At 58.1% G+C, this 26139-nt stretch carries 23 protein-coding genes; 16 read left to right on the top strand and 7 right to left on the bottom strand.

Features of this window, described 5'->3' with window-relative positions:
- Positions 1–109: 109 nt before the first annotated feature.
- The gene (locus KJ970_19590; protein MBU2693126.1) at positions 110–469 is read right to left on the bottom strand and encodes a hypothetical protein; all 360 of its coding nucleotides are present in this window, start codon (positions 467–469) and stop codon (positions 110–112) included.
- A 244-nt stretch (positions 470–713) separates the two neighbouring features.
- Between KJ970_19590 and KJ970_19585 the strand changes: the two genes are divergently transcribed.
- The 8 genes from KJ970_19585 to KJ970_19550 all read left to right on the top strand — a co-directional run bounded on the left by KJ970_19585 (position 714) and on the right by KJ970_19550 (position 11638).
- Positions 714–2147, top strand: coding sequence for a TldD/PmbA family protein (locus KJ970_19585; GenBank protein ID MBU2693125.1), 1434 nt, complete (start codon positions 714–716; stop codon positions 2145–2147).
- A gap of 14 nt (positions 2148–2161) precedes the next feature.
- On the top strand, positions 2162–3484 hold the full coding sequence (locus tag KJ970_19580; protein MBU2693124.1) for a TldE/PmbA family protein: 1323 nt from the start codon (positions 2162–2164) through the stop codon (positions 3482–3484).
- Between the two features lie 230 nt (positions 3485–3714).
- Entirely contained in the window at positions 3715–4770 is a 1056-nt protein-coding gene (locus tag KJ970_19575; GenBank protein MBU2693123.1) for an NAD-dependent epimerase/dehydratase family protein, read from the top strand.
- A gap of 284 nt (positions 4771–5054) precedes the next feature.
- Positions 5055–6107 carry a rhomboid family intramembrane serine protease gene (locus tag KJ970_19570; GenBank protein ID MBU2693122.1) on the top strand — a complete coding sequence of 351 codons (1053 nt, stop codon included), beginning with the start codon at positions 5055–5057 and terminating at the stop codon, positions 6105–6107.
- Positions 6108–6239: 132 nt separating this feature from the next.
- The gene (locus KJ970_19565) at positions 6240–8828 is read left to right on the top strand and encodes a M6 family metalloprotease domain-containing protein (protein ID MBU2693121.1); all 2589 of its coding nucleotides are present in this window, start codon (positions 6240–6242) and stop codon (positions 8826–8828) included.
- A gap of 183 nt (positions 8829–9011) precedes the next feature.
- Positions 9012–9962: an acetyl-CoA synthase subunit gamma gene (locus KJ970_19560; protein MBU2693120.1), complete on the top strand. Its 951-nt coding sequence runs from the start codon at positions 9012–9014 to the stop codon at positions 9960–9962.
- A gap of 41 nt (positions 9963–10003) precedes the next feature.
- A complete protein-coding gene (locus KJ970_19555) occupies positions 10004–10273 on the top strand; it encodes a 4Fe-4S binding protein (GenBank protein ID MBU2693119.1) in 270 nt (89 codons plus the stop codon).
- Positions 10274–10492: 219 nt separating this feature from the next.
- Positions 10493–11638 (top strand): AAA family ATPase, encoded by a 1146-nt coding sequence (locus KJ970_19550; protein ID MBU2693118.1) that lies wholly within the window; start codon positions 10493–10495, stop codon positions 11636–11638.
- Positions 11639–11655: 17 nt separating this feature from the next.
- On the opposite strand, the gene KJ970_19545 is transcribed toward KJ970_19550, so the two are convergent.
- The 4 genes from KJ970_19545 to KJ970_19530 are packed head-to-tail and all read right to left on the bottom strand — an operon-like array spanning position 11656 to position 15597.
- A complete protein-coding gene (locus KJ970_19545; GenBank protein ID MBU2693117.1) occupies positions 11656–12237 on the bottom strand; it encodes an HD domain-containing protein in 582 nt (193 codons plus the stop codon).
- Entirely contained in the window at positions 12234–13400 is a 1167-nt protein-coding gene (locus KJ970_19540; protein MBU2693116.1) for an ABC transporter permease, read from the bottom strand. The genes KJ970_19545 and KJ970_19540 overlap by 4 nt, the downstream gene beginning before the upstream one ends.
- Complete coding sequence (locus KJ970_19535) at positions 13400–14659, bottom strand: ABC transporter permease (GenBank protein ID MBU2693115.1); 1260 nt, start codon at positions 14657–14659, stop codon at positions 13400–13402. Before KJ970_19535 ends, KJ970_19540 begins: the two co-directional genes overlap by 1 nt.
- Positions 14660–14667: 8 nt before the next feature.
- On the bottom strand, positions 14668–15597 hold the full coding sequence (locus KJ970_19530; protein ID MBU2693114.1) for an ABC transporter ATP-binding protein: 930 nt from the start codon (positions 15595–15597) through the stop codon (positions 14668–14670).
- A gap of 98 nt (positions 15598–15695) precedes the next feature.
- Between KJ970_19530 and KJ970_19525 the strand changes: the two genes are divergently transcribed.
- A complete protein-coding gene (locus tag KJ970_19525; GenBank protein MBU2693113.1) occupies positions 15696–16211 on the top strand; it encodes a GNAT family N-acetyltransferase in 516 nt (171 codons plus the stop codon).
- Here KJ970_19525 and KJ970_19520 read toward each other — a convergent pair.
- Entirely contained in the window at positions 16208–17623 is a 1416-nt protein-coding gene (locus KJ970_19520) for an HAD-IG family 5'-nucleotidase (protein ID MBU2693112.1), read from the bottom strand. The two genes, KJ970_19525 and KJ970_19520, sit on opposite strands and share 4 nt — an antisense overlap.
- 28 nt (positions 17624–17651) lie before the next feature.
- Positions 17652–19253 carry an aldehyde dehydrogenase family protein gene (locus KJ970_19515; protein ID MBU2693111.1) on the bottom strand — a complete coding sequence of 534 codons (1602 nt, stop codon included), beginning with the start codon at positions 19251–19253 and terminating at the stop codon, positions 17652–17654.
- Positions 19254–19533: 280 nt separating this feature from the next.
- Here KJ970_19515 and KJ970_19510 point away from each other — a divergent pair, with 280 nt between their 5' ends.
- The 7 genes from KJ970_19510 to KJ970_19480 all read left to right on the top strand — a co-directional run bounded on the left by KJ970_19510 (position 19534) and on the right by KJ970_19480 (position 26130).
- Positions 19534–20412 (top strand): YicC family protein, encoded by an 879-nt coding sequence (locus tag KJ970_19510; protein ID MBU2693110.1) that lies wholly within the window; start codon positions 19534–19536, stop codon positions 20410–20412.
- Positions 20413–20421: 9 nt separating this feature from the next.
- Positions 20422–21123: a guanylate kinase gene (gene gmk / locus KJ970_19505; protein ID MBU2693109.1), complete on the top strand. Its 702-nt coding sequence runs from the start codon at positions 20422–20424 to the stop codon at positions 21121–21123.
- Positions 21124–21127: 4 nt separating this feature from the next.
- Positions 21128–22330: a hypothetical protein gene (locus KJ970_19500; GenBank protein ID MBU2693108.1), complete on the top strand. Its 1203-nt coding sequence runs from the start codon at positions 21128–21130 to the stop codon at positions 22328–22330.
- Positions 22331–22549: 219 nt separating this feature from the next.
- Complete coding sequence (locus KJ970_19495) at positions 22550–23308, top strand: uracil-DNA glycosylase (protein ID MBU2693107.1); 759 nt, start codon at positions 22550–22552, stop codon at positions 23306–23308.
- Between the two features lie 93 nt (positions 23309–23401).
- Complete coding sequence (gene dnaB / locus KJ970_19490) at positions 23402–24763, top strand: replicative DNA helicase (GenBank protein MBU2693106.1); 1362 nt, start codon at positions 23402–23404, stop codon at positions 24761–24763.
- Between the two features lie 27 nt (positions 24764–24790).
- Positions 24791–25837, top strand: a complete 1047-nt coding sequence (locus KJ970_19485) for a hypothetical protein (GenBank protein ID MBU2693105.1) — start codon at positions 24791–24793, stop codon at positions 25835–25837.
- 71 nt (positions 25838–25908) lie between these two features.
- On the top strand, positions 25909–26130 hold the full coding sequence (locus KJ970_19480; GenBank protein MBU2693104.1) for an RNA-binding S4 domain-containing protein: 222 nt from the start codon (positions 25909–25911) through the stop codon (positions 26128–26130).
- The last annotated feature ends 9 nt before the right edge of the window (positions 26131–26139 follow it).

Here is a 26139-nt window from a genome sequence, read left to right as displayed (position 1 = left end):
TGCAGCTCGCGGACCGCGTCCAGCTCCTCGTAGAGGATCTCGACCAGAGAGTGCATGGCCGCCGGAAGCTTCTTTCTCCATTCCTCGCGCACGGATGTCCGGTAGACCTTCACTCCTCCAGCCGCAATCCCGCGCGAACGAAACAGGCTCTTGATCCGGCATTGCACCCGTACCGGATCGCTTCGGCCAAGCCGAAGGCATCGACCGCATCGCTCTTCGATCCCCGACGCTTGCCCACCCCGACCACCACAATCTTGTCCACATGCGGCGCCAACTCCTCGTAAAGCCAGGCCGAATGCGTCCCCTCTTCGAGACACAGATGCCGGGGTCGGGGAAGGCTCTTCAAGAAGTCGATCAACTCCCGGGCGTTTGTCTCCAGCACCTTCGATTGCAGCCGCCGGCCACTGGGACCGACTACGGCCATGGTACAGCTTGACGAATGGGCATCCAGCCCGATATAACGGTCCATAGGCGTTCTCCTTCTTGCATGCGACTTGGGACTCGAATGGTTTCATCGAGATCCTGCCCTCATCCAATGGAGAACGCCAACTCCACCGTGACCGAGTGGCCGCGGGGCGGGCTGCGCACAGAACCGCGGACGCCACCCCCACTATGCTTATCCGCATCGGTTGCTTGATACGCTACCCTAGGCGATTGACCCTGGATGAACATCCTAGGATCGCGCAGCCGTCTCCGCGACAGAGGAGGATAAAATGTTCGAAGAGCTCAAGGAGAAATTCCGGCAGGTGATGCCGGGGTCCGGCTTCTGCTCTCTGCGGGCAGTTCGGGAAAGCAACGAAATCGTGCAGGTGCGTCAGAGCGTCCTCCAGCCTATCACGCGATACGAGGATCAGGGCGTCATGATCACAGTGGTGGCCGGCGGTGGTTATGGGTATGCGGCCACGTCCGACCTCTCCGTAAACGGTCTACGGGCCGCCGTGGAGCGGGCACAATCATGGGCGGCGCTCTCCGCCGGGAAAAGCGTGGTCGACTATGGCAAGATTGCCTATCCGCACCCCACGGGAGAATACGCTTCGCCGGTGAAGAGCCCGTGGGAATCCGTGCCGCTCAAGGACAAGATCGACATGGTGAGCAAGGAGTGCGCACGCCTGAAGATCGATGACCGGATCGCCGACTCCGCCGCATCCCTCTGGTACATCAAGACGGATATTCTCTACCTCACGAATGGGGGGGGCGAGGTCAGGCAAGCCCTTGAACGCCTGCTTCCCACTCTCCGCGTGACGGCGAGCGAGGGGGCGGAATCGCAGACACGCAATCTCGGCGCGGGGAGCTACGCGCTCCAGGGCGGGATGGAGATCATCGACAAGGTCGGCTTCCTGACCGAGGGGCCCAGGCTGGCGCAGGAGGCGATCGCGCTTCTATCAGCGCCGAATTGCCCGAGCGGGACGATGGACCTCTTGCTCGCGCCCGACCAGATGCACCTTCAGATTCACGAATCGATCGGCCACCCGCTGGAAATCGACCGCATCCTGGGTGACGAGCGCAACTACGCGGGAACAACCTTCGTCAAGCCGGAGTATGTGGGCAGCTTCCGGTACGGCTCCGACCTACTGAACATCACATACGATCCCACGATCCCCGATCAGTGGGCTTCCTTCGGGTTCGATGACGACGGCCTCAAGGCGGAGAAGCTCTTCATCATCGAGAAGGGGATACTGAAGCGGGCGTTGGGCGGTCTCGTCTCCCAGACTCGAAGCGGCCTGCCGGGCGTGGCCACGACCCGTGCCGACGGCTGGCGACGCCCGCCGATCGACCGCATGTCAAACTTGAACCTCGAGCCGGGCACTTCCACCTTCGACGAGATGGTCGCGTCGGTGGAGAAGGGGATCTACATGCAGACCAATACCTCGTGGTCGATCGACGATTCCCGCAACAAGTTCCAGTTCGGCTGTGAGTGGGGCAGGCTCATCGAGAATGGGAAACTCACTGATCTAGTCCGCAAGCCGAACTACCGCGGGATCTCGGGGACGTTCTGGAACAACCTGAAGATGGTCGGCGATCAGTCGACCTTCCGCGTGCTGGGCGTGCCCAATTGCGGAAAAGGTGAACCGAATCAAATCATGAAAGTCGGACACGCTTCGCCGGCCGCGCTGTTTGCCGACGTCGAAGTTTTTGGTGGCGAGTAAGAAGGGGGCGAGAGATGCAGAATCTGTTCATCAGTATAGCTGACCACGCCGTCTCGCTCTTGAAGGGCGATGAGGTCATCAACCTCAGTTTCGAGGGAGAAGACTCGGACTTCGTTCGATTCAACCACAACGGCATTCGCCAGCCGGGATCGGTGCGATCGTGCGACGTGGGGATTGATCTGATCCGCGGGCAAACCCACGCGCAGATACAGGTCGCGCTAACCGGGATCGCGGAAGCAGACCAGGCGCGCGTCAAGGCCTCGATCGAGGAGTTGCGCGCCAGGCTCGACCACATCCCCGAGGATCCCCACCTGCTCTATGCCACAAACGTCAACTCCACCGAGCGGAAGGGGGAGGATCAACTCCCCGATCGCGACCAGGCCATCGGCGCGATCCTGAGGGGCGGCGCGGGCAAGGATCTGGTGGGAATCTATGCGCAGGGCCCCATCTACCGCGGGTTCGCCAACAACCTCGGGCAGCGCAATTGGTTCGAGTCGAGAAGCTTCAACTTCGACTACTCGCTCTACCTGCGCGATGACAAGGCGGTTAAGTCGGCCTACGCGGGCTTTAAGTGGGATGATGCCGAGTTCAACCGCAAGCTGGCCGAGGCGGGCGACCAGCTCGAGCTGCTCAACCAGGAGGCCAAGACCATCCCCCGGGGCAAATACCGGGCCTACTTCTCGCCGGCTGCGATCAATGAGATTGCCGGGACATTGTCCTGGATGGGCTTTGGGCTCAAGAATCACCGGTCAAAGATCTCCAGCCTGATCAAGATGACGGAGGGGGACGAAACAGTGAACCCGGCGGTGACCATGAGCGAGAACACAGCCGAGGGGATCGCCCCCAACTTTGATGGAAAGGGATTCATCAAGCCGGACAAGGTGGTCATGATCGACGGTGGGAAATTCAGGGATGCCCTCGTCTCGCCGCGCACCGCCAAGGAATATGGCGAGGAGACCAATGCGGCCGAAGGGGAAGAGTGGCCGCTGTCGTTTGACATGGCCGGCGGCGACCTCAGGCAGGACGAGATTCTGCAGAAGCTCGGCACCGGTGCGTACATCAACAACCTTCACTACCTCAACTACTCGGACCGCGCGGCGTGCCGGATTACCGGCATGACCCGTTTCGCGACCTTCTGGGTGGAGAACGGGAGGATCGTTGCGCCGCTCAATGTGATGCGCTTCGATGAATCGTTCTACCGCATGTTCGGTGAGAACCTGATCGCTCTCACCAAGGATCGTGAGATGATTCTCAGCAACATGACCTACGGCGGGCGACAGGTGAGCAGCGCCCGACTGCCGGGGGCACTGGTGGAGGCCTTCGCCTTTACGCTTTAACAGCCGGCGGCCGTCGATTTTGGATGAAATCCAGAACACGCCGGAGCTTTTGAATTATATCAGAGCGAATTGTATAAGGGAGCCCGCCTTGGTGGAGCGGTTGAGAGCGGGGACAGACCAGATCTACGCGAATTTTCTCATCCACAACGTCCGGCCGACGATTGACTATCATTTGACTTGAGCCGTAAGCAGATTAAAACAAACGGGCAATTATACAGAGGAGCGAGAGTATGAGCGGAACGATTTCGGGCCGGGTGCTGGTGACGGGCGGCAGCGGATTTTTGGGGATCAACTTGATCCGCCATTTACTGGCGAAGGGAATGACCGACATCCGCTCCCTGGACTTGGTGGAGTTCGATTATCCCGAGAAGGACCGGGTGGAAGCGCTGAAGGGGGACATCCGCGATACAGCGATGGTGGCCAAGGCGACGGAAGGGGTCCAGTGGGTGGTGCATACGGCGGCGGCCTTGCCGCTCTATTCGGAGCAGGACATCTTCACTACGGACGTGGACGGCACCCGCAACCTGCTGGCAGCGGCCGAGAAGAACGGGGTGACGCGGTTTGTCATGATTTCCAGCACGGCCGTCTATGGAATTCCAGACCACCATCCGCTGGTGGAAAACGACCAAATGATCGGGGTGGGCCCCTATGGACGCGCGAAGATCGCGGCGGAAGGGGAATGCATGAAGGCCCGGACCCGCGGTTTGTGCGTGCCTATCATCCGGCCCAAGTCTTTCATCGGCCCGGAACGGCTGGGCGTGTTTGCGCTGTTCTACGACTGGGCCTTCACGGGCCATGGATTCCCGATGATCGGCAACGGCAAGAACCGGTACCAGTTGCTGGATGTGGAAGACTTGTGCGATGCAATCTGGCTGACGATGAAGCTGGATGCAACCGCCGTGAACGACACATTTAATATCGGTGCGAAGATCTTCACGACGATGCGCGAGGATTACCAGGCGGTGCTGGACGCCGCCGGCCATGGGAAGAAGATCCGAGGGTTCCCGGCGGGACCGATGATCTGGACGTTGCGCTTCTTGGAACTGCTGAGGCTGTCGCCGCTGTACAAGTGGGTCTATGAAACGGCCAGCAAGGATTCATTTGTCAGTATCGAAAAGGCGGAGAAGATCCTGGGATACCAGCCCCGGTACTCGAACAAGGACGCGCTGGTGCGCAACTACCGCTGGTACGTGGAGCATGTGGACCAGTTCCGGAACGCCAGCGGCGTGTCGCATCGCGTGCCGTGGAGCCAGGGCATCCTGAGGCTCGCAAAGGGCTTCTTCTGAGGCGCCTCTCGGTTAGCCGCCCATCCCGAACTGCTGTGCGGAATAGATCCCGGAGGTCGCTGCTCGACCGGATGACGGTCTCCGGTCTGACGAGTACGAGCGGTTTTTCCAATCGGTCCAGACGCGGAGCAAAAGAGCCCAGAGGAGCCGATCACGGGCCTTCAGATAGGGAAAGCATGTCGCCGACGCTACGATAGCGCTCTGATTAACCGCAAGGGGGGCAGGGCGGACGGAAAAACAGAAGGCACAGGTTCTCGAGCCCCTCGATCATGCCATGATCCGGCTTGGCCGCGCATCCAGAACTGCACTACGATGGAGAGATGATTGGGGTTCGCACACCGAAAGGGGACATTTGGATCCAGGAAGCCGAGTGGCCCCAGTGGGTCCGTTCCGGCCGGATCTCGCCTGAAACGTGGGTTCATGCCGGCGAGGCCTCGGGCCATCGCTGGCGCCGCGCTGCCGACCTGGAGCTTTTCTGGAGTGAGATGGATTCGAAGCGGGATTCAACCGGCGACGAGATTATTTATCCGAGTGATATTTTGGATGAGGGCGAGGAAACACGCTTTGCGAACGACGATGCGGAGAATCGTAAAGCGGCGTCCGGCTCACGGAAACGCAAAGACGGATTGGATTCACAGAGCGGCGGCGCGGTCATCGAACCGCTTCCCCTTCCCGCGCCCCCCTTGCCCGAATTCCTCCGCACCATCTTTCCCAAATCGGGTTTTTCCGCGACGGAAGGATTGGTTCTGCTCAATCTCCTTGTCGCCGGTCTGCTGATATTCCTCTGGAAGGGGGATTATATCGCCGAGCTGATGAACCTCTCCCAGCGGTGGCGGATCGGGGTAGCTGAAGGGAAGTATTATTATCTCGTCGCGACGATCTTCATGCACGCCGGAGCGAATCATCTCTTATACAATATGGCCTCGCTGCTGGCGGCTTCGGCGGCGGTGGAATATACCTTCGGACGCTTGAATACAGTGCCCGCGTATCTGGTGACGGGACTGGGCGGGGCGGTCTTTTCACTTGTACAAAAACAAAGCGTTTTCCTCTCGGTCGGGGCGTCGGGCGCGATTTTCGGATTGGCCGGGATGATGATTATCTTTCTGGTCCGTTTCTATCGCCGCCTCAGCGCGCGGCAGAAATGGAAGACACGGCGGATCTATATCCCGCTGATGGTGCTCTTTATTCTGCCCTCATTGTTCAACGGCGATGCCTGGGGGCATCTTGGGGGTCTCGGCGCGGGACTCATTCTCGGGTGGTTTCTACCGGGGGCGGGTTATATCCGCCGCCATCTGCAGTGGGTGGCCCTCGAACGGGAGAAGCATCCCGAATTATAGCGCGGCCGCTGTTTACGGCTGCTCCGACCGGACCTGTTCAAAACGCCCATCATGTGTCAAAATAGAAGCAGTTTTTGAGCTGTTTGACATGATGGCTGCCGTCGCAAAGATTTCTTTGAGGAGGAACCCGGTATGCGTCCCCGTATCACAGCTGAAGCACGCCATGGAATAGCCGCCGCCCTTGCCTTCGCCGCCCTGCTCCTGTTGGGGTTCTTGACGCAAAGCGCACAGGCGGTGTCCCTGCATCCCGATATTGTACAACAGCTGCGGGAAGAGGGGCGTTTGGCGGAACACGTCGAGAGCATGATCCTGGCCCGGGCGCGTGGCGTGAATCAACCTCTCGGTTCGGCGGCCGGATGGCTGCGGAGCGGCGACGCGATGGCGGCGACGGAACGCCAAGCCCTCGTCATCCTCGTCGATTTTGATGACAATGTCGCCGACCAGGGCGATTACCCGCAGCAGCATTACTGGGATCTGCTCTTCTCCGAGGAGACCTATCCGGCCGGATCGATGCGGGACTATTACATTGAAAACTCCTACGGCGCGTTCGGTGTGACCGGCGTCGTCACCGTCTGGATCCGGATGCCGGAATCATATGACTACTATGTCGACGGGCAGGCGGGCTTCGGCAGTTATCCGCACAACGCTCAAAAGCTCGCCGAGGATGCGGTCGTCGCGGCCGATCCCGATGTCGATTTCTCGCAGTTTGACAATGATGGACCCGATGGGATTCCCAATTCGGGCGATGATGACGGGATCGTCGACGCTCTCTTTGTCGTGCACGCCGGTCCGGGACGCGAGACAACGGGCAGCGACAATGATATTCACTCCCATGCCTGGTCGATGCCGCCCCAGAGCGTTGACGGCGTGACCACATCGAGTTATTCAATGGAACCTGAAGATGGGGAGCGCGGCGTCTTCGGCCACGAATTCGGCCATGTCCTCGGGCTGCCCGATCTCTATGACACCGATTACTCTTCGAGCGGCATCGGTTCGTGGGGGATGATGTCCGGCGGCAGCTGGGGGAACGGCGGCCGGACCCCGGTGCACTTCTGCGCCTGGTCGAAGATGAAACTCGGCTTCCTGGATCCGGTCATACCCGAAACAAATCTGACGGATGTCGAATTTCCGCGCGTCGAAGACCATGCCGTCGCTTATATTGTTTGGACCAACGGGCTGCCTGATAATGAGTATTTTATGATCGAGAATCGGCAGCAGGTTCTGGATGATGCGTATATCGACGGCGCAGGTCTTGTGATCTATCACGTCGACGAAAACGTCAGCGGCAACCAGAACGAATGGCATCCGCTGGTGATGGTTGAACAGGCCGACGGCTTATACAATTTGCAGGCGGGCGAGGGGGCGGATGACGGCGACCCCTATCCCGGCAGCAGCGGCAACTATGAATTCAGCGCGACGAGCGATCCCAGCTCAAATGATTACAATAATGCGCCCACGCAAATCACGGTTTTGATCAACACCCCTTCCGGCGACCTGATGGAAGCCGATATCACCGTTGAGACACTGCCGAATCTCCTCCTCACCGCGTGGCAGCTGGATGACGCCGCCGGCGGCAACGGCAACGGCTGTCTCGATCCAGGCGAAAGCATTTTGATCCCGACGGCGATTTCAAATGTGGGGACGGATATCCTAGGCGTTACCGGGACCCTAACCGAACCCGGCGGCCAAGGCGTAACGATCGATCAGGCCTTGTCAGCATACGGCGATCTGCCCGCCGATGCTTCCGCTGAAGGGACTCCCGATTACGCTTTAACATTAAATGCGGGCGCTGTAATTGAGGCGGTGACCCTCAATCTCAATCTCACCGGCAGCGAACGGCATGATCAGGACCTCGGATTTCTCATCGGCGTATCGGACACCCTGGGATTTTTCAGTTGGGGTCACGAAATCGTTTCGGCCAATTATTCGGATCAATGGCACATCTCTACACAGAGAAATCACACGCCCGGCGGTCAGTACTGCTGGAAATTCGGCGGGGCGGGATCCGGCAATTATAATGATCTCGCCGACGGCGCCCTTGAGACGCAGTTGATCAATGTCGGCGAGAACACGACGTTGCGTTTTTGGCACTGGATCGAAGCGGAGGATCAAGGCGCCACCGAAGCCTGGGACGGCGGTGTTCTCGAGGTATCGATCGAGGGCGGCGCTTATACGGAGATAACGCCGGTCGGCGGTTATACACACACCATCATTTCCAATCCGGCGAGCCCCTTCGCGCCGGGCCGGCCCTGTTTCTCGGGCCACAGTGCCGAGTGGGTTGAAATCGAGGTCGATCTTTCCAATCTCGGCGCCTGGGTGCAGCTGCGCTGGCGCTTCGGCTCCGACGGGGCCGCGACCGACGGCGGATGGTTTATCGATGACGTGGCGGTGGAAGGTGCGACAACCGCTGTTCCCGGCATCATGGCCGGCGCCAGGCTTTGGCTGTCAAAACCAATGCCCAATCCCGCATCGGGAGCCGCTTCTTTCGCATTTAACATTCCAGCAGCGGGGGTATCATATCGGTTGGATCTCTATGATCTTTCCGGCCGTCTTGTCAGGAGTCTCGCGCGGGGAACAACGCCGGCCGATGGCGCACAACGCTCGGTTTTATGGAACGGCCTCACCGACGGCGGCCATCCGGCTTCGGCCGGACTCTATTTCGCGCGGCTTTCGGTTGAGGGCGCGGGCGTCTGGACACGGAAGCTGATGGTTGTGCATTAGGGTATCCATTTGAAAGAACCGGATAAGAAAAGCGCAGGCTGCTGCGGGATAACGCCGGCCGCCTTAAAGGAAGAGGGTGCTCTGCCGGCCGATACAGCGTGGACCGCAGGGACGATTGAGACGCCGGCTGGGCACATACCCATTGTTAAAACGATACTTTCGCGGGCCGACCGAATCGGCGGCATGAAGGTGCGCTGGAATATCGGCCGGATGAATTACGCCGTTCCCCCGGGCCTCTACGCCGCCGGTCATCCCACAACCGAGTCCCCGGTTCTCGTCACCGCCAATTATAAATTGACTTTTGACTCGCTCCGAAAGGACCTGGGCCGGTTGGATGCCTGGATCTTGGTCCTCGACACAAAAGGCATCAATGTCTGGTGCGCCGCCGGCAAAGGGACTTTCGGCACCGGTGAGTTGATCCATCGCGTGCAGCAGACCCGTCTAGCTGAGATCGTCTCCCATCGCGAACTGATCCTCCCGCAGCTGGGGGCGCCCGGCGTCGCCGCCCATGAGATCAAGAAAGGGTCCGGGTTTCGCGTCATCTATGGCCCGGTATTGGCGGGCGACATCCGCCGTTTTCTTGAGAATGGCAAGAAAGCCACACCCGGGATGCGCCGTGTCCGCTTCGACCTTCCCGCCCGCCTGGCCGTCGTGCCGGTAGAGCTTGTCCAATGGTGTGGTTATACAATGATGGCCATGGTTCTCTTTCTGCTGTTGGCGGGAATTCACCGGAGTGGATACGATCCGGCCCTCTTGCCGGGGCGCGGATTGAGAGCGGCGCTTCTAATCTTTATTGCCTATCTTGCCGGGGGCGTGGTGACGCCAATGCTGTTGCCGTGGATTCCCGGCCGCGCGTTCTTCATCAAGGGCGCCCTTATCGGCCTGGCCCTCGTTGCCATCTTCTGGGGCACGGGTCTGCTTTCCCTGAGGAGTCCCGGCGACCGGCTTGAGGCGGTTGCCTGGCTGATGTTGACGCCGGCGATCACGGCCTTCATGGCGATGAACTATACCGGGGCGTCAACCTATACATCACTGTCCGGGGTGAAGAGGGAGATGCATTTCGCGGTTCCCGCCCAAATCGCCGGTGCTGTTATAGGGCTGGTGTTTTGGATCGCGCGCCTGTTTTTTGTTTAGGCGCCGGCAGTATCGAAACCCATTAGTATGGAGCCGATACCATGATGAAATATCTTGCGGATGTCGTGACCTTGAACCTTATCGAAGAGAAATGTAATGGCTGCGGGATGTGCGTCATCGTCTGCCCGCATGGGGTCCTCGAAATCGTTGGCCGCAAAGTGAGAACGACCGACCGGGATCTTTGTATGGAATGCGGCGCCTGCGCCCGGAATTGCCCCACGGAAGCGATCCAGGTCAGGGCCGGTGTCGGTTGCGCCACCGGGGCGATCATGGCGGCCTTCGGCAAGAAGGGGGATTGCTGCTGCGCTTAACGGATCCCTCGGTTTCGCATCCCTCTGATAAATAATAAGCTGTGCTGATTTTTGCCCCCGGGGCAAAAGATCCCCTCTCTTCGGAAGCCCCGACTATTATTAGGGCCATCGTAAAATGGTCTTGACTATTCTACGATGCTACCGATAATAGTCAGTATGAAAACCAGGGAACGCCTCTACGACGCGATCATCGCGGAGCATTTGGAACACCACCGACAGATGATCTTTGTCAGTGGCCCGCGGCAGGTGGGCAAGACGACCACATGCCGGAATCACGCCGGCGCCTATGCCAACTGGGACAATGTCGATGACCGGGAACAAATTCTTGCCGGGCCGGACGGGCTCATCAAATCTCTCAAACTCGATCGGCTCTCAGAAACGAAGCCGACGACTCTTTTTGACGAGTTGCACAAATATCCTCAGTGGAAATCGTTTCTTAAGGGTTTCTTTGACACCTGTGCCGACCAAGTTCACATCATCGTTACGGGCAGCAGCCGCATGGATATTTATCGCCGCGGCGGAGACAGCTTGATGGGCCGTTACTTCCTCTACCACATGCACCCCTTCTCGCTTGCCGAAACGATCGCCAGAGATCTTCCCGACCCGAAGCGGATCGTGCGATCACCACAGCGGGTCAAGGCGGCCGAATTCGACGCCCTCTGGGAGCACGGAGGTTATCCGGAGCCTTTTTTAAAGCGCGATCGCCGCTTCAGCCGCCGATGGCAGTCATTGCGGCTGGAGCAACTCATTCGAGAGGACATCCGGGATTTGACACAGATACAGCAGGTGGCTCAGTTGGAATTGTTGGTCAGGCACCTTGCCGGTCGATCGGCCCATCAGCTTGTTTATGGGAATTTGGCGAAGGAGGTGCGAGTTTCCGTCGACACCATCCGCCGATGGATCGATACCCTGCGCCACTTCCACCTTGGTTTTTACATCAGGCCATGGTCCAAGAATGTTTCCCGGTCGTTGCGGAAGGAGCCCAAGTGGTTCTTGCGGGATTGGGCTTCCATCGATGATGCGGGCGACAAATCCGAAACATTTGTAGCATGCCATCTTCTAAAGGCCGTGGACGGTTGGAATGATATGGGATTGGGAAAGTTCGAGCTCGGCTACCTGCGGGATAAAGAAAAGCGCGAAGTCGATTTTGTAGTGGTTCGTGATGGGACGCCCTGGTTCCTGGTCGAAGTCAAATATCGGGATGAATCGCTGAGCCGGAACCTTAGGTATTTCCAGGACCAAGTCAAAGCGCCCTTCGCATTTCAGGTGATCATTGATGCTGAATATGTGGATGCGGATTGTTTCGCTTCGCCCCGGGATCCGCTGGTGGTTCCCGCAAAGACTTTCTTGTCTCAGCTTCTTTGAAACCGGGCGCAGAACGCCTACTTCTGAGGCCCGAAAACACGCTCTACCTCAACGCGGAATTCCTCGACGAGCTCATCCAGCGGACTGTTTTTCATCCGGTCTTCAAAGACCTGGAGCAAGGATCGAAACAGCCACTCCTGGCTTTCCCGCGGCCGGCGAAAACGTTTCCAGATTGATTCATGACACCGTGCCATGTCGTCTCGGATAGAACGAATATTATCCAATTTATCGGCCCAGGAAACAATCAAAACATCATCCGGCGCCGTCTTCAGCATTTCGAGGGTATGCCGCTTCCGATTCTCCCAGGTATCCGACTTATCGGGCTCCGAGCACCCTTCAACAATCCGCATAACTTCGGGACCGAATTCCCTCTTGATCATTTCTGACGTGAGATCGGTGTCTTCGACGGTATCGTGAAGAATGCCGGCAATGATCATGTCTTCGGCGCTGCCGAGAGCGACAAGTTTCGCGGCCACGGCCAGAGGGTGAAGCACATAGGGGACCTCGGACGCTTTGCGGTTTTGCCCCGAGTGCGCCTCGACAGCGACCTGCACGGCCCGCAGAATTCTGGATGTCATTCCGTAGGACTCGCTGTTCATAAAACTCTCCTGAAGAGGGCGGTGCCCGCCAGCAGGAACAGAAGGCCGTAGCCGCAAAGGACCAGCGCCGGCATGAGAATGGCGGAGACGCCATTGCCGAAAGAGATGATCTGATGCATTCCGTCCATCGCCCAGGCCGTTGGAAAAAGATGACCGAAGATCTGCCCCGCCTTTGGGACGATCTCCATCGGCCACCAGCACCCTCCCAGCGACGAGAGGATCATGGTAAAGAGAAGTCCCAAGCCGCGGGCCTGCTCCGGCGTTTTGGCGAAGGCGCCCAGAGTGATGCCGAGCGAGGCGACGCTAAAAATGTAAGCGAGAATCAATATGGACAGAGCGATGGGAGATCCCCAATGAAGATGAAAGAGGAAGCGTGAGACAACGACCAATACAAAGGTCTGCATGAGAGCGAGGATCGAGAGGCCGAGGATTTTACCGAGAAAAATTTGCAGCGGTCCCGCCGGCGTGGTGGCCAGGCGGCGCAGACGTCCGGTCTGCCGGTCCAGCACCATAAAGATCCCGCCGTAAATCAACGACATCTGCAGCACGAACATGACAATCATGCCGGGCATCGATTGTTTGAAACCGCCCGGTGTGTCCCGATCCGCACGCGCCGTGGTAGTCTTTATCGTTACCAGATCCGGCCGCTGAAAGAGGGCGTTCAACTCCTTCTCCGTGACCTCATGTTTCTCCCCCGTCTCTGCCGGTGTCTCCGCCAAAGTCTCCGTCAATGCCGACAGGGTCCGGACGATAACTTTGTGAATCCTGACCTGGGCGGCCATCGTTCCCGTCGTGCCGGCTTCCTTGGTCTGGATGAACTGCAGGGAATCCCGCTGTCCCGAGAGGATGTTTCGCGTCAGGCCCTTTGGAATGATCAAAGCTCGATAGAGCTTGTCCCGGGCGGGCATCGTGTCGTGAACCGTGGTGGTGAAACCTTCGCCCTGCAGTGATGAGACAAGTTGCCTTGAGAGAATGTCTAGGTCCAGATCGACAATATTCAGCGCAACGGAACTCCCGCTCGATGAGCCGGATGGAATCACGCTTCCGAAGAAAAAACCGAATACGAGGGGCATCAGAAAGATCCAAAGCAGGGCTCCCCGGTCCCGAAGAGTGAGCCGGATCTCCGTCGCGGCCAAGGCGATGATATGATTCAGCCTTTGCATTACGCCCGCCTCTCAATCAGCCGCCGCAAGATGAACACGCCCAGAATCCAGCCGGCACAAGCCACCGGGAGCAGAACCGGCAGGCTGGCGCCGAGGGCGGCGCCGATCGAGTCCCCGCGCAGCAACGCCCGGAATCCCTCGAGGGCCCAATGATTTAATGTAAAAGGAGACAGAAGCTGGAAGGAGGGAGGCATCATCTCTCTCGGCCAAAAACTCCCCCCGACGAATGACATCGCCAGGATAACAAAAGTGCTGATGAGACCCGCCTGTCGCTCCGAGCGCAGAATGCCGTAGAGCGGCGCGATAATCCCGGTTGCGGCAAGGGCGGTGGCAAAACCGACCGTCAGGATAGCGAGCGGCGAGCCCCACGTGACATTGAGAACGAGCGATGCGGAGATCATCAGGATAATGAAGCCGAGAAAGGCGATGATGACGCTGAGGATGAGTTTTGAAAGAATGATCCATCCAGAAGCAAAGGGCGCCGTTCGGAGACGGCGCAGGGTTCCCGTTTGACTTTCCCGCAGGAGGTCGGCCAGCCCTAGCTCACTCAGGAAAAGGAGGCCCATGATGGCAAAACCTGGAAGCATCATGGCGAAGGGGCTGTATCCGCCGCCGCTCCCTTCCGATGCCGCCGCCAGCGTGTCTTTTGAAACACTCAGGATGGGAGGGAAGATAACATTAGACGCGCCGCGGATCCGTTGATTGATCTGCTGTGAGATATCGCTGACGAGAAGATCAGAGGGAAGCGAATCGGTTGTGGAGGCCTCGCGGATCCTCATGATTGGTTCGGCCAGGAGACGCGATCCGGCGGTGAGGTAGACGGCCAGTACTCCGGCGCCTTCTTCAATGACCTGCGGCATGATGCTCTGTGACGGATTCTTAACGACGTCAAGGTGTGTCGGCTGTTGCTGCATCAGCGAATCAGTGAATCCCGGCGGGATTCTTAAGAGCCCGGAAACCTTGTCCCGCCGAACCAATTTAAGACCCTCATCATAGGATTCCGCCATATGAACGGAGAGTCTCGCGTCGCCGCGATCTTGAGAGATCGCTCCCATGAGAAGACGGCTTAGAAATCCCGTGTCTTCATTCACAAGGGCCACCTCAACGGCGGGCAGGGACGAGCGGCCCGCGTGGGGGCGGAAGACGAGCCCCATAATGATGATGATACCGAGCGGGAAGGAGAGGGCGATCAGCGTCCCCGCCGGTGAGCGGAAGCGCCGCAGGAGATCTTTACGCAGAAGCCAGAGAAGCTTTCCCATGACGCCGCCTAATTCCTGAACTCGCGGCCGGTCAATTTGATAAAGACATCTTGAAGCGTCGGCGGTTTGATCGAGAGATCCTGGATCTTGAGAGATGAGCCATAGAGCTCTTCCAGAAATTGGCTCATTTTCGCGGCCGCCCGGTCAAGCGAGAGTAAAGCAAATCCCTTTTCGGCCCGGATAATTTTAAGTCCTGGACCCTGTTTTAAGTAGGTATTGAGATCATCCGGTGTGAATTCACCCCGCAATGTCACCAGATCCCCCTCGCCGACCAGCCGGGTCAGCTCCTCCAGTGTTCCCGTTGCCAGGATCTTTCCCCCATCCATGATGCCGATCCGGTCACAGATATCCTGCGCCTCCTCCATGTAGTGTGTGGTGTAAAGAACGGCGACGCCATCGGCGGCGAGTGATTTAACAAGCTCCAAAATGCGCAGGCGGGCTTGCGGATCGATACCCACCGTCGGTTCATCAAGAAGCAGGACCTTTGGATTCGGTATCAGCGCCATACCGAGATTCAGCCGGCGTTTCATGCCGCCCGAATAGGTGGAGACCCGCGTGCAGGCCCGGTCTTTGAGTCCGATAGTCTCGAGAACCTCATCGACACGGCGGGAAAGCGGAGCGCCGCTTAGATCGTATAACTTGCCCCAAAACTCCAAATTCTCTTTTGCCGTAAGATCCTCGTAAACCGCCAAATCCTGCGGCACGACCGACATGGTGCGCCGGACCTCATCGGGAGATCCCCATGGATCGTTGCCGTTAATGAGAATCTCGCCGCCGTCGGGATGCAGCAGGCCGCAAAGCATGGAAATGGTCGTCGTCTTGCCGGCGCCGTTGGGTCCCAGCAACCCGTAGACCTCGCCGGCGTCGACCCGGAATTTGACGCCGTCGACCGCTGCCATCGAACCGAAACTCTTGCGAAGACCGTTGACTTGAATCATCGACTTGAGGCCCCTGTCTAAATCAGTTTGGAAACGTATTGTTTCGATTGAGAATGAGATCATTCTAGCGAATAATTCAACTGAGGTGGGAGTTGAAAATGCATAATGATGATTCGTATAGAGTTCCTGATTTTGAGATCAGGCCATTGTGCGGAGACGACCGCAGCTGGGTCAGCCATCTTCTGCGGGAACACTGGGGGTCGGAGCGGTCCGTCTCACGGGGCCGGATGCATGCCGCCGATGAACTACCCGGCTTTCTCGCGGTCCGGAACGGTGAACGGATCGGCCTGCTGACCTATTGCATTGAAAAAACCGGGTGCGAAATTGTCACTCTGAACAGCCTTATTAAGAATGCGGGTATCGGCACGGAGCTCATCAACAGCGTCCGCCTCGTCGCTGCGATGGCCGGGTGTCATAAGCTCTGGCTGATCACGACCAATGATAATGTAGATACGCTTCGATTCTATCAGAAGCGTGATTTCACCCTTGTCGCCGTCCATCGAAACGCCATTGAGGAATCGCGCCGGCTGAAGCCGGAGATACCGGAAATAGGTTTCCATGGGATCCCGATCCGGGATGAGATAGAGCTGGAGTCTGTTCTAAAGAGCCCTTAAACCTCATGCGGCAAATGCCCCGGATTCGATCGCAAGAAAGCGAAGGGCGTCTGAAAGAGAAAGTTCGAGACGCGTGAGGTGTAGATATCCGCATGCATCTCCATCTGATGCGCGAGAAGAGACTTGTCGTTGCCGGCCCTCATGAGAAGACCCCAGTTCTCATTGTTCAACTGCGCCGCGGCCTTCGCCAGCGGGGCGATCTTGTCATCGAGATGCGATAACTTGTTGCGGATCTCATCGGCCGACCGGTCCGGATTCTTCGCGCCCCTCTTGGAATCCGTCTGCGGCTCCTCCGCCGCCGAGCGCTGCTGCTGCAGCCGGGCCTGATACCATTGAAATTCAAGCTGCTCTTTCTCTTTCATCAAATCCGTCAGCGCGGTCTGCTGGGCTCTGAACGCCTCCACCGCTTCGATGTCCGATTCAAGATCCCGTAGAATCAAGGCGGTCCGCCATCTCTGAATATCCTTTGAAATGTGTATGTCAGAGTAGATGTGGTCGCCGATGAAAAGGATCTCATCGCCGGAGAGACTGAGATACTCCTCGACCAGGTCGGCGTGGCCACCGAGATAAATACCGGGACGGGTCGGCGGGCCGATACAGGGAGAGAGGAGACCCTCTTCGCTCACCACTTCAAAGAGGGGATGGTGCCTCGAGAAGAAGGCCGGTTTCTGCGCGCTGACAATGGTCAGCTCAAAGAGATCTCTCCATGTGGTTCCCTTGGGGAGCAGGCGATTGAAGGTATAATTCATGATATCGCGTGTATAAGGCCAATCAGAATTGGTGATGAGCAGAAGTCTTTTCCCGGCGCGTTTCTGGTCGAGCAGCGTTTGTATGGTATCGGCATCCAGATCGACAAAGCGTTCCGGGTGCTGCAGCACTTCCTCTTTGAGGAGTCCTTCCAGGTGTGTTGAATCAAGATCGGACCGGACAATACTGTAAAGATCGAGATAATCGATTCTCTCCGACAAATTCTCAGCATCGAGCAGATCGACCATTTGAAGATACATACAGCACTCGGATAACGAGAACATCGTCGTCATCATCGCATACCGCTTCTCCGTCAGATCGACGATGATGCGTGAGTAGGCCCGGCGCTGCTCGTGAAAGTCGAGGGGCCGAGTGCCGTGGAAGGCCTTTTTAACATAACCAAAGCGGTTGACCTTGAGGGCGTTCCCCAGTTCCTTGTCGATCACCAATCCCCGGATGACCAGAGACGGATTGAACTCCAGCGACTCGACCGGCCAGCCGCGGGCGAGGAGCTTCGCCTTGAGGTATTTGTAGGCCTTTCGCTCCCAGCGGGCGGCGTTGTAGTCGACCAGCGTGTAATCCATGTCGTAGCCGAGCGCTTTGATCGCGCCGATATTCAATGTTCGGTTGCAGTGGACGCCCCGCGTGAGCGGCGGCGTTTCAATTCTAAGGGTCACGATAGGTCCTTATATCTTATTTCCAGCCCCAGATTCCCGGGTCGTTCAGAACCCGCGCATGGCGCCTGGAGACCGTTCCCTGCGAGATGAATTGGAGCAGATACCAGATACCGCCCGCCTTGCAGTTGGTGCCGCTGCCGCCGTCACCGCCGAAAGGCTGCTGGTCGACATTGGCCCCGGTCGTCTTGCGGTTGATATAGAAGTTGCCCGCGTACTCCCGCAGGATCGGTACGGTCTTTTCGAGGAAGTATTCATCATTCGACCAGACCGACCCGGTAAGGCGGTAGGTGTTGCTCTTAATGATGTCGAGGGCGTCGTCAAAGTTCTTGTAGGGATGGACCGCGGTGACGGGTCCGAAGATCTCGACATTGAGCAGCTCATGGCGATTCGGCGCCACCTCGAAGATCGTCGGTTGAATATACAACCCCTTGGCGTCGCTGAACTCGCCGCCCCAAACGGTCGAGACCTTGGAGTCTTCAAGACCGCGTTTGATGAATCCGGTGATGGTTTCATAGGCGGACCGGTTGATCACCGGGCCCATATCGGCGTCGCGTTCGAGCGGATTGCCCACTTTGAACTTCTTCATTTGGGCCTGAAGGGCTTCCTTCAAATCCGGCCAGATCGATTCATGCGGAAGGACGAGGCTGTTGGCTGAACATTTCTGGCCGCTCCGGCCGAAGGCGCCGGCGATGATACAGGCCGCCACATCCCAGACATCGCAATCCTTATCGATCACGAGGAAGTCCTTGCCGCCGGTTTCGGCGACGAAACGCGGGAAGTGGAAACGCTCGATCTCTTTTGTATAAAGCTTGTCGGAGATAAACCGCGCCGTGTCATATCCGCCGGTAAAGTTCAGAGCCGTCAGTTCGGGATGCTCGATCACCGGGGGCATCGTTTCCCGGCCGGGGCCGGTAATCATATTGATCACGCCCGGGGGGAAAGCCGCCTCTTCGATCGCCTTCATCAGCATCCAGGAGACCATCGGCGTATCGCTTGATGTCTTCCAGACGACCGTGTTGCCGCAGAGGGCCATCACCGTGGGGAGGTTGTAACCGATGGCGATCGGAAAGTTGAAAGGTGTCACGGCGCTGGTGAATCCTTTCAACGGGCGAAGGGCGAGGCTGTTTGTCTCGATGGGGTTTGGTCCGAGCTGTGTTTTGTGCAATTCGTAGTAGTAATAGGCATTGAAGCGGATGAAATCGATCATCTCGCCCCAACCACCGGAGACTTCCACGGCGTTGTATCCGCACTCGTGCGCGGCGACGGCGCAGATCTCATGCCGGCGGTTGTACAAGACCTGTGCGAGATCCAAAAACTTGAGAATACGATTCTCGGGCGGCAGGGACGCCCAGGCGGCCTTGGCGCCGAGCGCCGCCTCAATCGCCATATCGGTTTCCCTGCGGGTGGCTTTCTGCGCCGTGCAGAATAATTTGTTTGTCGAGGGATCGAACGACTCGATCTTCTCCGCCGTCCTGATTTCCTGGCCGCCGATGATCATCGGGACATCAAAATCCTTCGGAATGCCCTTAAGCGCTTCCTGATATTTCTTCCATGCTGCATCATCACCGCGATAATCGATCAGTGGCTGATTCTCCGGTCTGCGAAGCGATAGGTTCATCACACTCTCCTTATTCTTTTCACACCCTCGCGGGCCTTCTTCATGGGCGGGCCCGCCGAGCCGGTCAGATCCATGCCGGCCCCGTCCTATCCGTCCGGCAACAACTCTCCAGGATAGGGGGCGGGACATCCCTTGTCCACAGGAGGGCGGGATGGAGGCCGAAGTCGCATCCTCCCTGCGGTATTGATCCGGTTGGAGGCGCCCCATTCCTTGACCCCGTCCCCGAGAAGACCTAGCGTAAAGCTCACTCAATGAAGGAGAACAGGTCCAGGGAGGCTCCATGATTCGAAGCATGACAGGATATGGCCGCGTAGACAAAGATGAAGCGGGACAACGAACAAGCGTCGAAATACGCTCCCTCAACCATCGGTATTGCGAGGTTTCCGCCCGCGTCCCCAAATCCATCGCTCATATGGAGAACAGAATTCGGGAAATTATAACCGAGCAGCTGGAGCGCGGTAAGATACACGTATCCATTACAATGAACGGACAGGAGGAAGGTCTCTCCGACATTCAGATCAATGAGGCCAACGCGAGGCGTTACCTCGAGCTGGCCGAGTCCCTTCGCGCCCATCTTGGGGTGAAGGGATCTTTGGACATGACGGCGCTCTTCACGATGCCGGATGTTCTGATCCGCGAGCCCGTGGAAATCGACGAGGAAGGGCTCTGGTCCCAAATCAAGCCGATGATTCAAAAGGCCATGGATGATGTGAATAGCATGCGCATCAAAGAGGGGGAGGCGCTCGCCCGCGATCTGACGGCGCGTACGCTGGCGCTGGAGGAAAAGTTGGAAAAGGTCGAGGTCCGGTTGCCGAAGTGGCTGGCCGAGGGGAAGCAGCGTCTGGCCGAGAAGATCGATAGTATGAGTCAGGAGAGGGACTTCAACCGCTTCCGTCTCGAGGCGGAGATCGTTCTCTTCGTCGACCGCTTTGATTGTACAGAGGAGTGCGTGCGGCTGAGATCGCATATCCGGCAGATCCGCCACTGGATCGCCGATCCGGCCCCCGCCGGCCGCAAACTGAATTTCCTGCTGCAAGAGGTCAATCGGGAGATCAATACGATCGGCTCCAAAGCCCAGGATGTCGAAATCGCCCGTGAGGTTGTTTTCCTCAAGGAGGAAGTGGAGAAGATCCGGGAGCAGGTCCAAAATATCGAGTGATCCTCTAACATGGGATCAGCCGTGGTGTCGGCCACTGGATCAGCCATTGCATATGCCGCAAGATCAACCCAAGCCTCTGAGGTCTTTACCATGCTGGAGTTTCTACCGCAGCCCTTTGTCTGTGTGATCTCGGGACCCTCAGGTGTCGGGAAGACGGTCGTCTGCCGGCGGCTCCTCAAGCGCAACCGGGGGCTCGGACGGGTTATCACCGTGACGACACGAGAACCACGGGGGCGCGAACGGCCCGAGATCGACTACCACTTTGTCGACACGGCGGCTTTTGAGCAGAAGCGCACATCCGGAGCGCTGCTCGAATGGGCCACCGTTTATGATGCCTCCTATGGGACGCCCAAAGACGAGGTCGAAGAGTATCTCGCCCAAGGACGGATTCCCCTGCTCAATATCGATGTGCAGGGCGCCCTATCGATACGAAAGGCCCTGCCCGAGCTGGCGGTCCTGATCTTCCTTTACCCCCCCGATGAGGAGACATTAAGAGAGCGCCTCGAAGGCCGGGGGACCGACAGCCGGGAGACGATCGAGAAACGGCAGAAGGTGGCTCTCAATGAAATCGCCCTGGCGCCGAAGTACGATTATGTCGTTATCAACGGGCACCTGATGACCTGTGTGCGCGAGGTGGAAGCCATCCTTCGCGCCGAGATGCTCCGCGCCCGGCCGTCTTCCTTTAGAGACCATCCGCCTCTAGACAGGTAGAGCCATGACCGCCCCAAAAAAGACAAAAACGGAAGCGCAGCGCCCGCTCCGGGGGCGAAGAATTTTATTGGGGATTGGCGATGGTCCCTCGGTCCCGGCTGTCTGGCCTGTGATTCAAGATCTGCTGGGGATGGGGATCACCGTTCAAGCGATCCTAACCCCCGAAGCCCTGCGCTGGACGACACCCGAGCCCTTCCGTGTTTTGACCGGGCTGGCGCCCTGGGTCGCTCCTGAAGCCCTTCTCGCCGGGATCAAAAAGGGTGTCCCGCTCCAGGCTGACCTGATGGCCGTCGTGGGGGGGACAGCGGAACTCTGCCTCTCGGTTGTTGAAAAAGCCCCGCAGAATGCCCTTTCGATCGCCATGCTCTCCTATCAGGGACCCGGGCTGGTCATTCCCGCCGCCGGCAGCACGGCCTCGGTTGGTTTACAACAAATGGGATGGGAAAGCCCCGAACCCCTCACGGCTGATGCGCCGGCCCATGAAATTGTCGCCGCGGTGGTGCGCCTTCTGCTTAAAGGATCCCCGGCGTGCCCGATTCTCGTCACCGCCGGTCCGACGCGGGAGCCCATTGATCCCGTGCGCTATCTCTCCAACCGGTCGAGCGGACGGATGGGTTATGCCATCGCTGAGGCGGCGCGCAACCTCGGGCATCCGGTGACCCTGGTCAGCGGACCCGATGAAGGGGTAGCCCTGCCGCCGGGAGTGGAGAGAATCCGTATTGAGACGGCGGAAGAGATGCTGAAGGCCGTCATAAGCTGTCATCGTGACTTTCCCATCCTGATCATGGCGGCCGCCGTGGCCGATTACCGGCCGCGCGCCGTTTCAGCGACAAAAATCCGCCGGGATCGTGAGGCGCGGGAGTTGGAATTGGTCGCCAATCCAGATATTCTCTTAACCTTACGTGGAGAGCGCGAGGATCTCGTCACCGTCGGTTTCGCTATCGAGGGCGGGCTGGACGAGACCGCTCTTCAGGGCGCCCAAAGGAAGTTGGAGACCAAGGGGCTTGCCTTTGTGGTCCTCAATGACCCGCAGAGACCCGATTCCGCCTTTGGCGGCGGCACAAGCCGCGTTCGGATTGTATGGAATCCGGCGGATGCCGAATCCGGCCCGATCCTGGAAGAGATGCCGGTTTTACCGAAGGTGGATCTCGGCCGCCTCATCCTGGAGCGGGCGATCGCCGTCTGGAAGCGGCGTTCGGGGATGTAGCCCATCCGTCTAAGTGGAGGAATGATGCTGGCCTCACGCGATAGAACGTTGCTGACACAGCTGCTGACCCAAGTCATCCGCCGTGAAATGAGGGCCGGCGTGCCGCATTGGGGGCATGCTGAGTGGAATGAAGCGGCGAGGGATTTTGTGGCCGGAGGCAGCCGGGGCGGTGCCGTCAGCCGGCCTGCTGCTGTTCTGCCGGTTCGCGCCGCGGTTGCCATGCCGGCCGGGGCCAAACCCGCGGCGGTCAAACCGGCGGCGCAGGCGAAGGCCTCACCGGCGGCCAAGCCGCAATTCGGCCTCCCCCCGCAGGCGACCGGGCGGGCCAAGGAGTGGAAAAAGCAGCTGGCCGCGGTCGATGCCGATGCCATGGCGTGCCGGAAATGCGCGTTGTGTGAGACACGGACCAAGGTGGTTTTTGGAACCGGCGAAGCGACTGTCCCCCTTGTCTTTGTGGGGGAGGCGCCGGGCCGCGACGAGGATCTGCAGGGGGTCGCCTTTGTCGGCCGGGCCGGGCAGCTCCTCACCAAAATTATTGAAGCGATGGGCCTTCGGCGCGAAGACGTCTATATTTGTAATGTGCTGAAGTGCCGGCCGCCCAACAACCGAGATCCACAACCTGAGGAAGTCGTTGCCTGTATCCCCTATCTGGAGCGGCAGTTGGAAATCCTGAAGCCACGGATTATCTGCTCATTGGGCCGGCACAGCACCTACGCCCTGCTCAACCGGAAGGATCCGATCGGCAAGCTTCGTGGCCGTGTGTTTTTGTATAATGGGATAAAAATGGTGCCGACCTATCACCCGGCGGCCTTGTTAAGGAACCCGGATTTAAAGCGGACGGTATGGGAGGATGTCCAGAAGGTACGGCGGATTCTCGACGATCCGGATTCGATTCCGGCCGAGGCTTTTGAAGAGGTTGAGCCGTTTCGGATGAAGGCTGAGTTGAAAAGGCGATTGGACCAGGATTTGGGGATTTAGGGGGCCGGCCCCGTGGGTGAAGCCGGAAATTTTGAAGCCGACCGGAGCAAGACCTGAAATTTAAAGACAAGAAAGGGATGAGGGAAAAGGGCCATGCCAAAACCGGCGACGGATCTGATCGGCAAAGTGCCGCCCCAAAATATCGACGCTGAGGTGGCGGTGCTCGGCGCGATGCTGCTCGCGCCGGAAGCGGTCCACCGGGCCGAAGAGATCCTCACCGAGGATGTTTTCTACCGCGAATCAAACCGCAGAGTATTCAACGCGATCGTCGCGCTTTCTGAACGATCCGAGGCGGCCGACATCATCACGGTGACGGAAGAGTTAAGACGGCAGGGGTGTCTGGAAGAAGTGGGCGGCGCTTCATATGTCGCGACTCTTGTCGATGCGGTCTCCACGGCGGCCAATATTGAATACCACTCGAAGCTTGTCGTCGACAAAGCGGTTCTGCGACGTTTGATCACGGCGGCCACGCAGATCGTCGAAAAGGCTTATACAGCGGGCGAACCCCCGGCGGAAATCGTCGACTGGGCCGAGCAACTGATGTTCGGTATCACCAGTATGGGCCAGCGCCGCGAGTTTGTGCCGATCAAAGAGCTGCTGACGCATACATTTGAGATTATACAAGAGTTGTATGAACAGAAACGGGTTGTAACGGGTGTGCCGACCGGTTACCAGGATCTGGACCGGATGACAGCGGGATTTCAGCCGTCGGATCTGATCATCATCGCCGGCCGTCCCTCAATGGGAAAAACCAGTCTCGCCTTGAATATGGCCGAGAACGCGGCGATCAAACATAAATTGCCTGTCGCGATCTTCAGCCTCGAGATGAGCCGGGATCAACTTGTACAAAGGCTTCTTTGCTCCCAAGCCCATGTGGAAGCCCATCGCTTGCGCACCGGGTTCCTCAAGGAGTCGGAGTGGCCGCTTCTGACCGATGCGGCGGGCCGTCTGGCGGAAGCGCCGATCTATATCGACGACACACCGGGAATCAGCCTGATGGAGATGCGGGCGAAAGCGCGCCGTCTGAAGGCCAAGTTCGATCTCAAGATGCTGATCGTCGATTATCTCCAGCTGGCCCGCGGTTATCAAAATCCGGAAAGCCGCCAGCAGGAAATTTCACAAATCTCCCGCGGCTTGAAGTCGCTGGCGAAAGAGCTGGAGGTGCCGGTTGTCGCCCTGTCGCAGCTCTCCCGCGCCGTTGAGGCGCGCGAAAACCGGCGTCCGGTCCTGTCCGACCTAAGGGAATCAGGGGCTATCGAGCAGGACGCCGACGTCGTCATGTTTATCTATCGTGAAGAGGTCTACAAACCGGACAAAGAAGAAGTGAAGGGGATCGCGGAGATCATTATTGGGAAGCACAGAAATGGTCCTACGGGAACGATTCCTCTGGCTTTCCTCAATCAGTTTACCAGATTCGAATCATTGGCCAGGATCGATGATGAGTACTCTTCATAGGGGGGGGATCCTTTACGGAGATACTATATGGTTCAACTCCTGCCCACACCGGAAGAGTGGCGCCGGCTCTATGATGCGGCGATACGGATAAAAAACGAAATCCCCTGGGAATCGATAAAGCAGACCGATATCTTCGGCGTCCAATTTCCCGAAACAAACGAAATCGGGTTTGTCAGCGTGACCGGCGCCTTGGGTGAACATTTTTCGATAACGGTCTATCTCGGCACCGCCGGACTTTACGGCTTCTATGATCTTCTTCAGGATTATATGCCGGGTAACCCCGAACGTTTACTCGAAATTCCCCAGTTGCAGGTTTCCTTTGAAAACCGGCTGCAGCTCGATGAACGGGACCGGGAAATAATTAAGCTGCTCGGTTTGAAGTTTCGCGGCCGTCATGCCTGGCCGATGTTCCGCAGCTTCAGCCCCGGCTATTTCCCTTGGTTTCTGGATATGAAAGAAGTCGCATTTCTTGCCACCGTCCTTGAGCAGACATTAAATGTTATCCCGCGCTACATGAAGGACCCGTCGATTTTCCCCTCCGAAAACGACAACCGGCACTTTATCCGGACTCATACCGGCTCGCAGGGCGGTCCCCGATGGAGGGACACGCTCATGGAACTTCCTCCGCCGGAAGCGGTGACCATGAGTATCCCGGTGGACGGGGATCTGCTGGAGGAGGTGGCGCGCATTCCGCCGATCGATGGAATCCTCGAACTCGATCTCTTTCTCTTTCCAGCGACGATTCAAGAAGAAAGCGAGCGGCCATACTACCCCTATATGTTCCTTGTTGTGGATAACCCCAGCGGGCTGGTGGTTGGCAGCGAATTGTTAAAGGTGGAAACGACGCTGCAGGATATGTGGTGTGAGATTCCCGAAACCTTCATCCAAATGATATCCGATTGGGGCGCGTTTCCCCGTCATCTCTCGGTAAAAAACAGTTTCCTTCTGGACCTGTTCATGCCGTTGATGAAGGATCTCGGTTTAGCCATTAAACAATCGGATGAGATGCCGCTGTTGGAGAGGGCCAAGGAAACACTGATTGAAAGTCTAAGGATCGGCAGGGAGCCGGTTTGAAGTAAAGGCGGTGTTGGCCGACGGCCGGGGCCAAGCCCGAGGCGGCTTCTCCCATAATGAGGATGACCCGCATGAATCAGCAGATACCGCAGGAAGAGCACCGGATCCGTCTCGACCAGTTTCTGAAACTTCAGGGGATTACATCAACGGGCGGGATGGCGAAGCAAAGGATCCAGTCCGGTGAGGTTCTCGTCAACGGCGAGGTCGAAATCCGCCGGGGCCGCCGCCTGCGGCCGGGTGACCGCGTCACGGTTGAAGGGGAAATCTATTTGGTCGAGGAAGATCTCTGGTAGGCAGCCGTG

Source organism: Candidatus Eisenbacteria bacterium (assembly GCA_018831195.1).
Taxonomy (GTDB): Bacteria; Eisenbacteria; RBG-16-71-46; order CAIMUX01; family JAHJDP01; genus JAHJDP01.
Note: the sequence above shows the minus strand (reverse complement) of the source record. Positions and strands in the feature narration are given on the sequence as shown.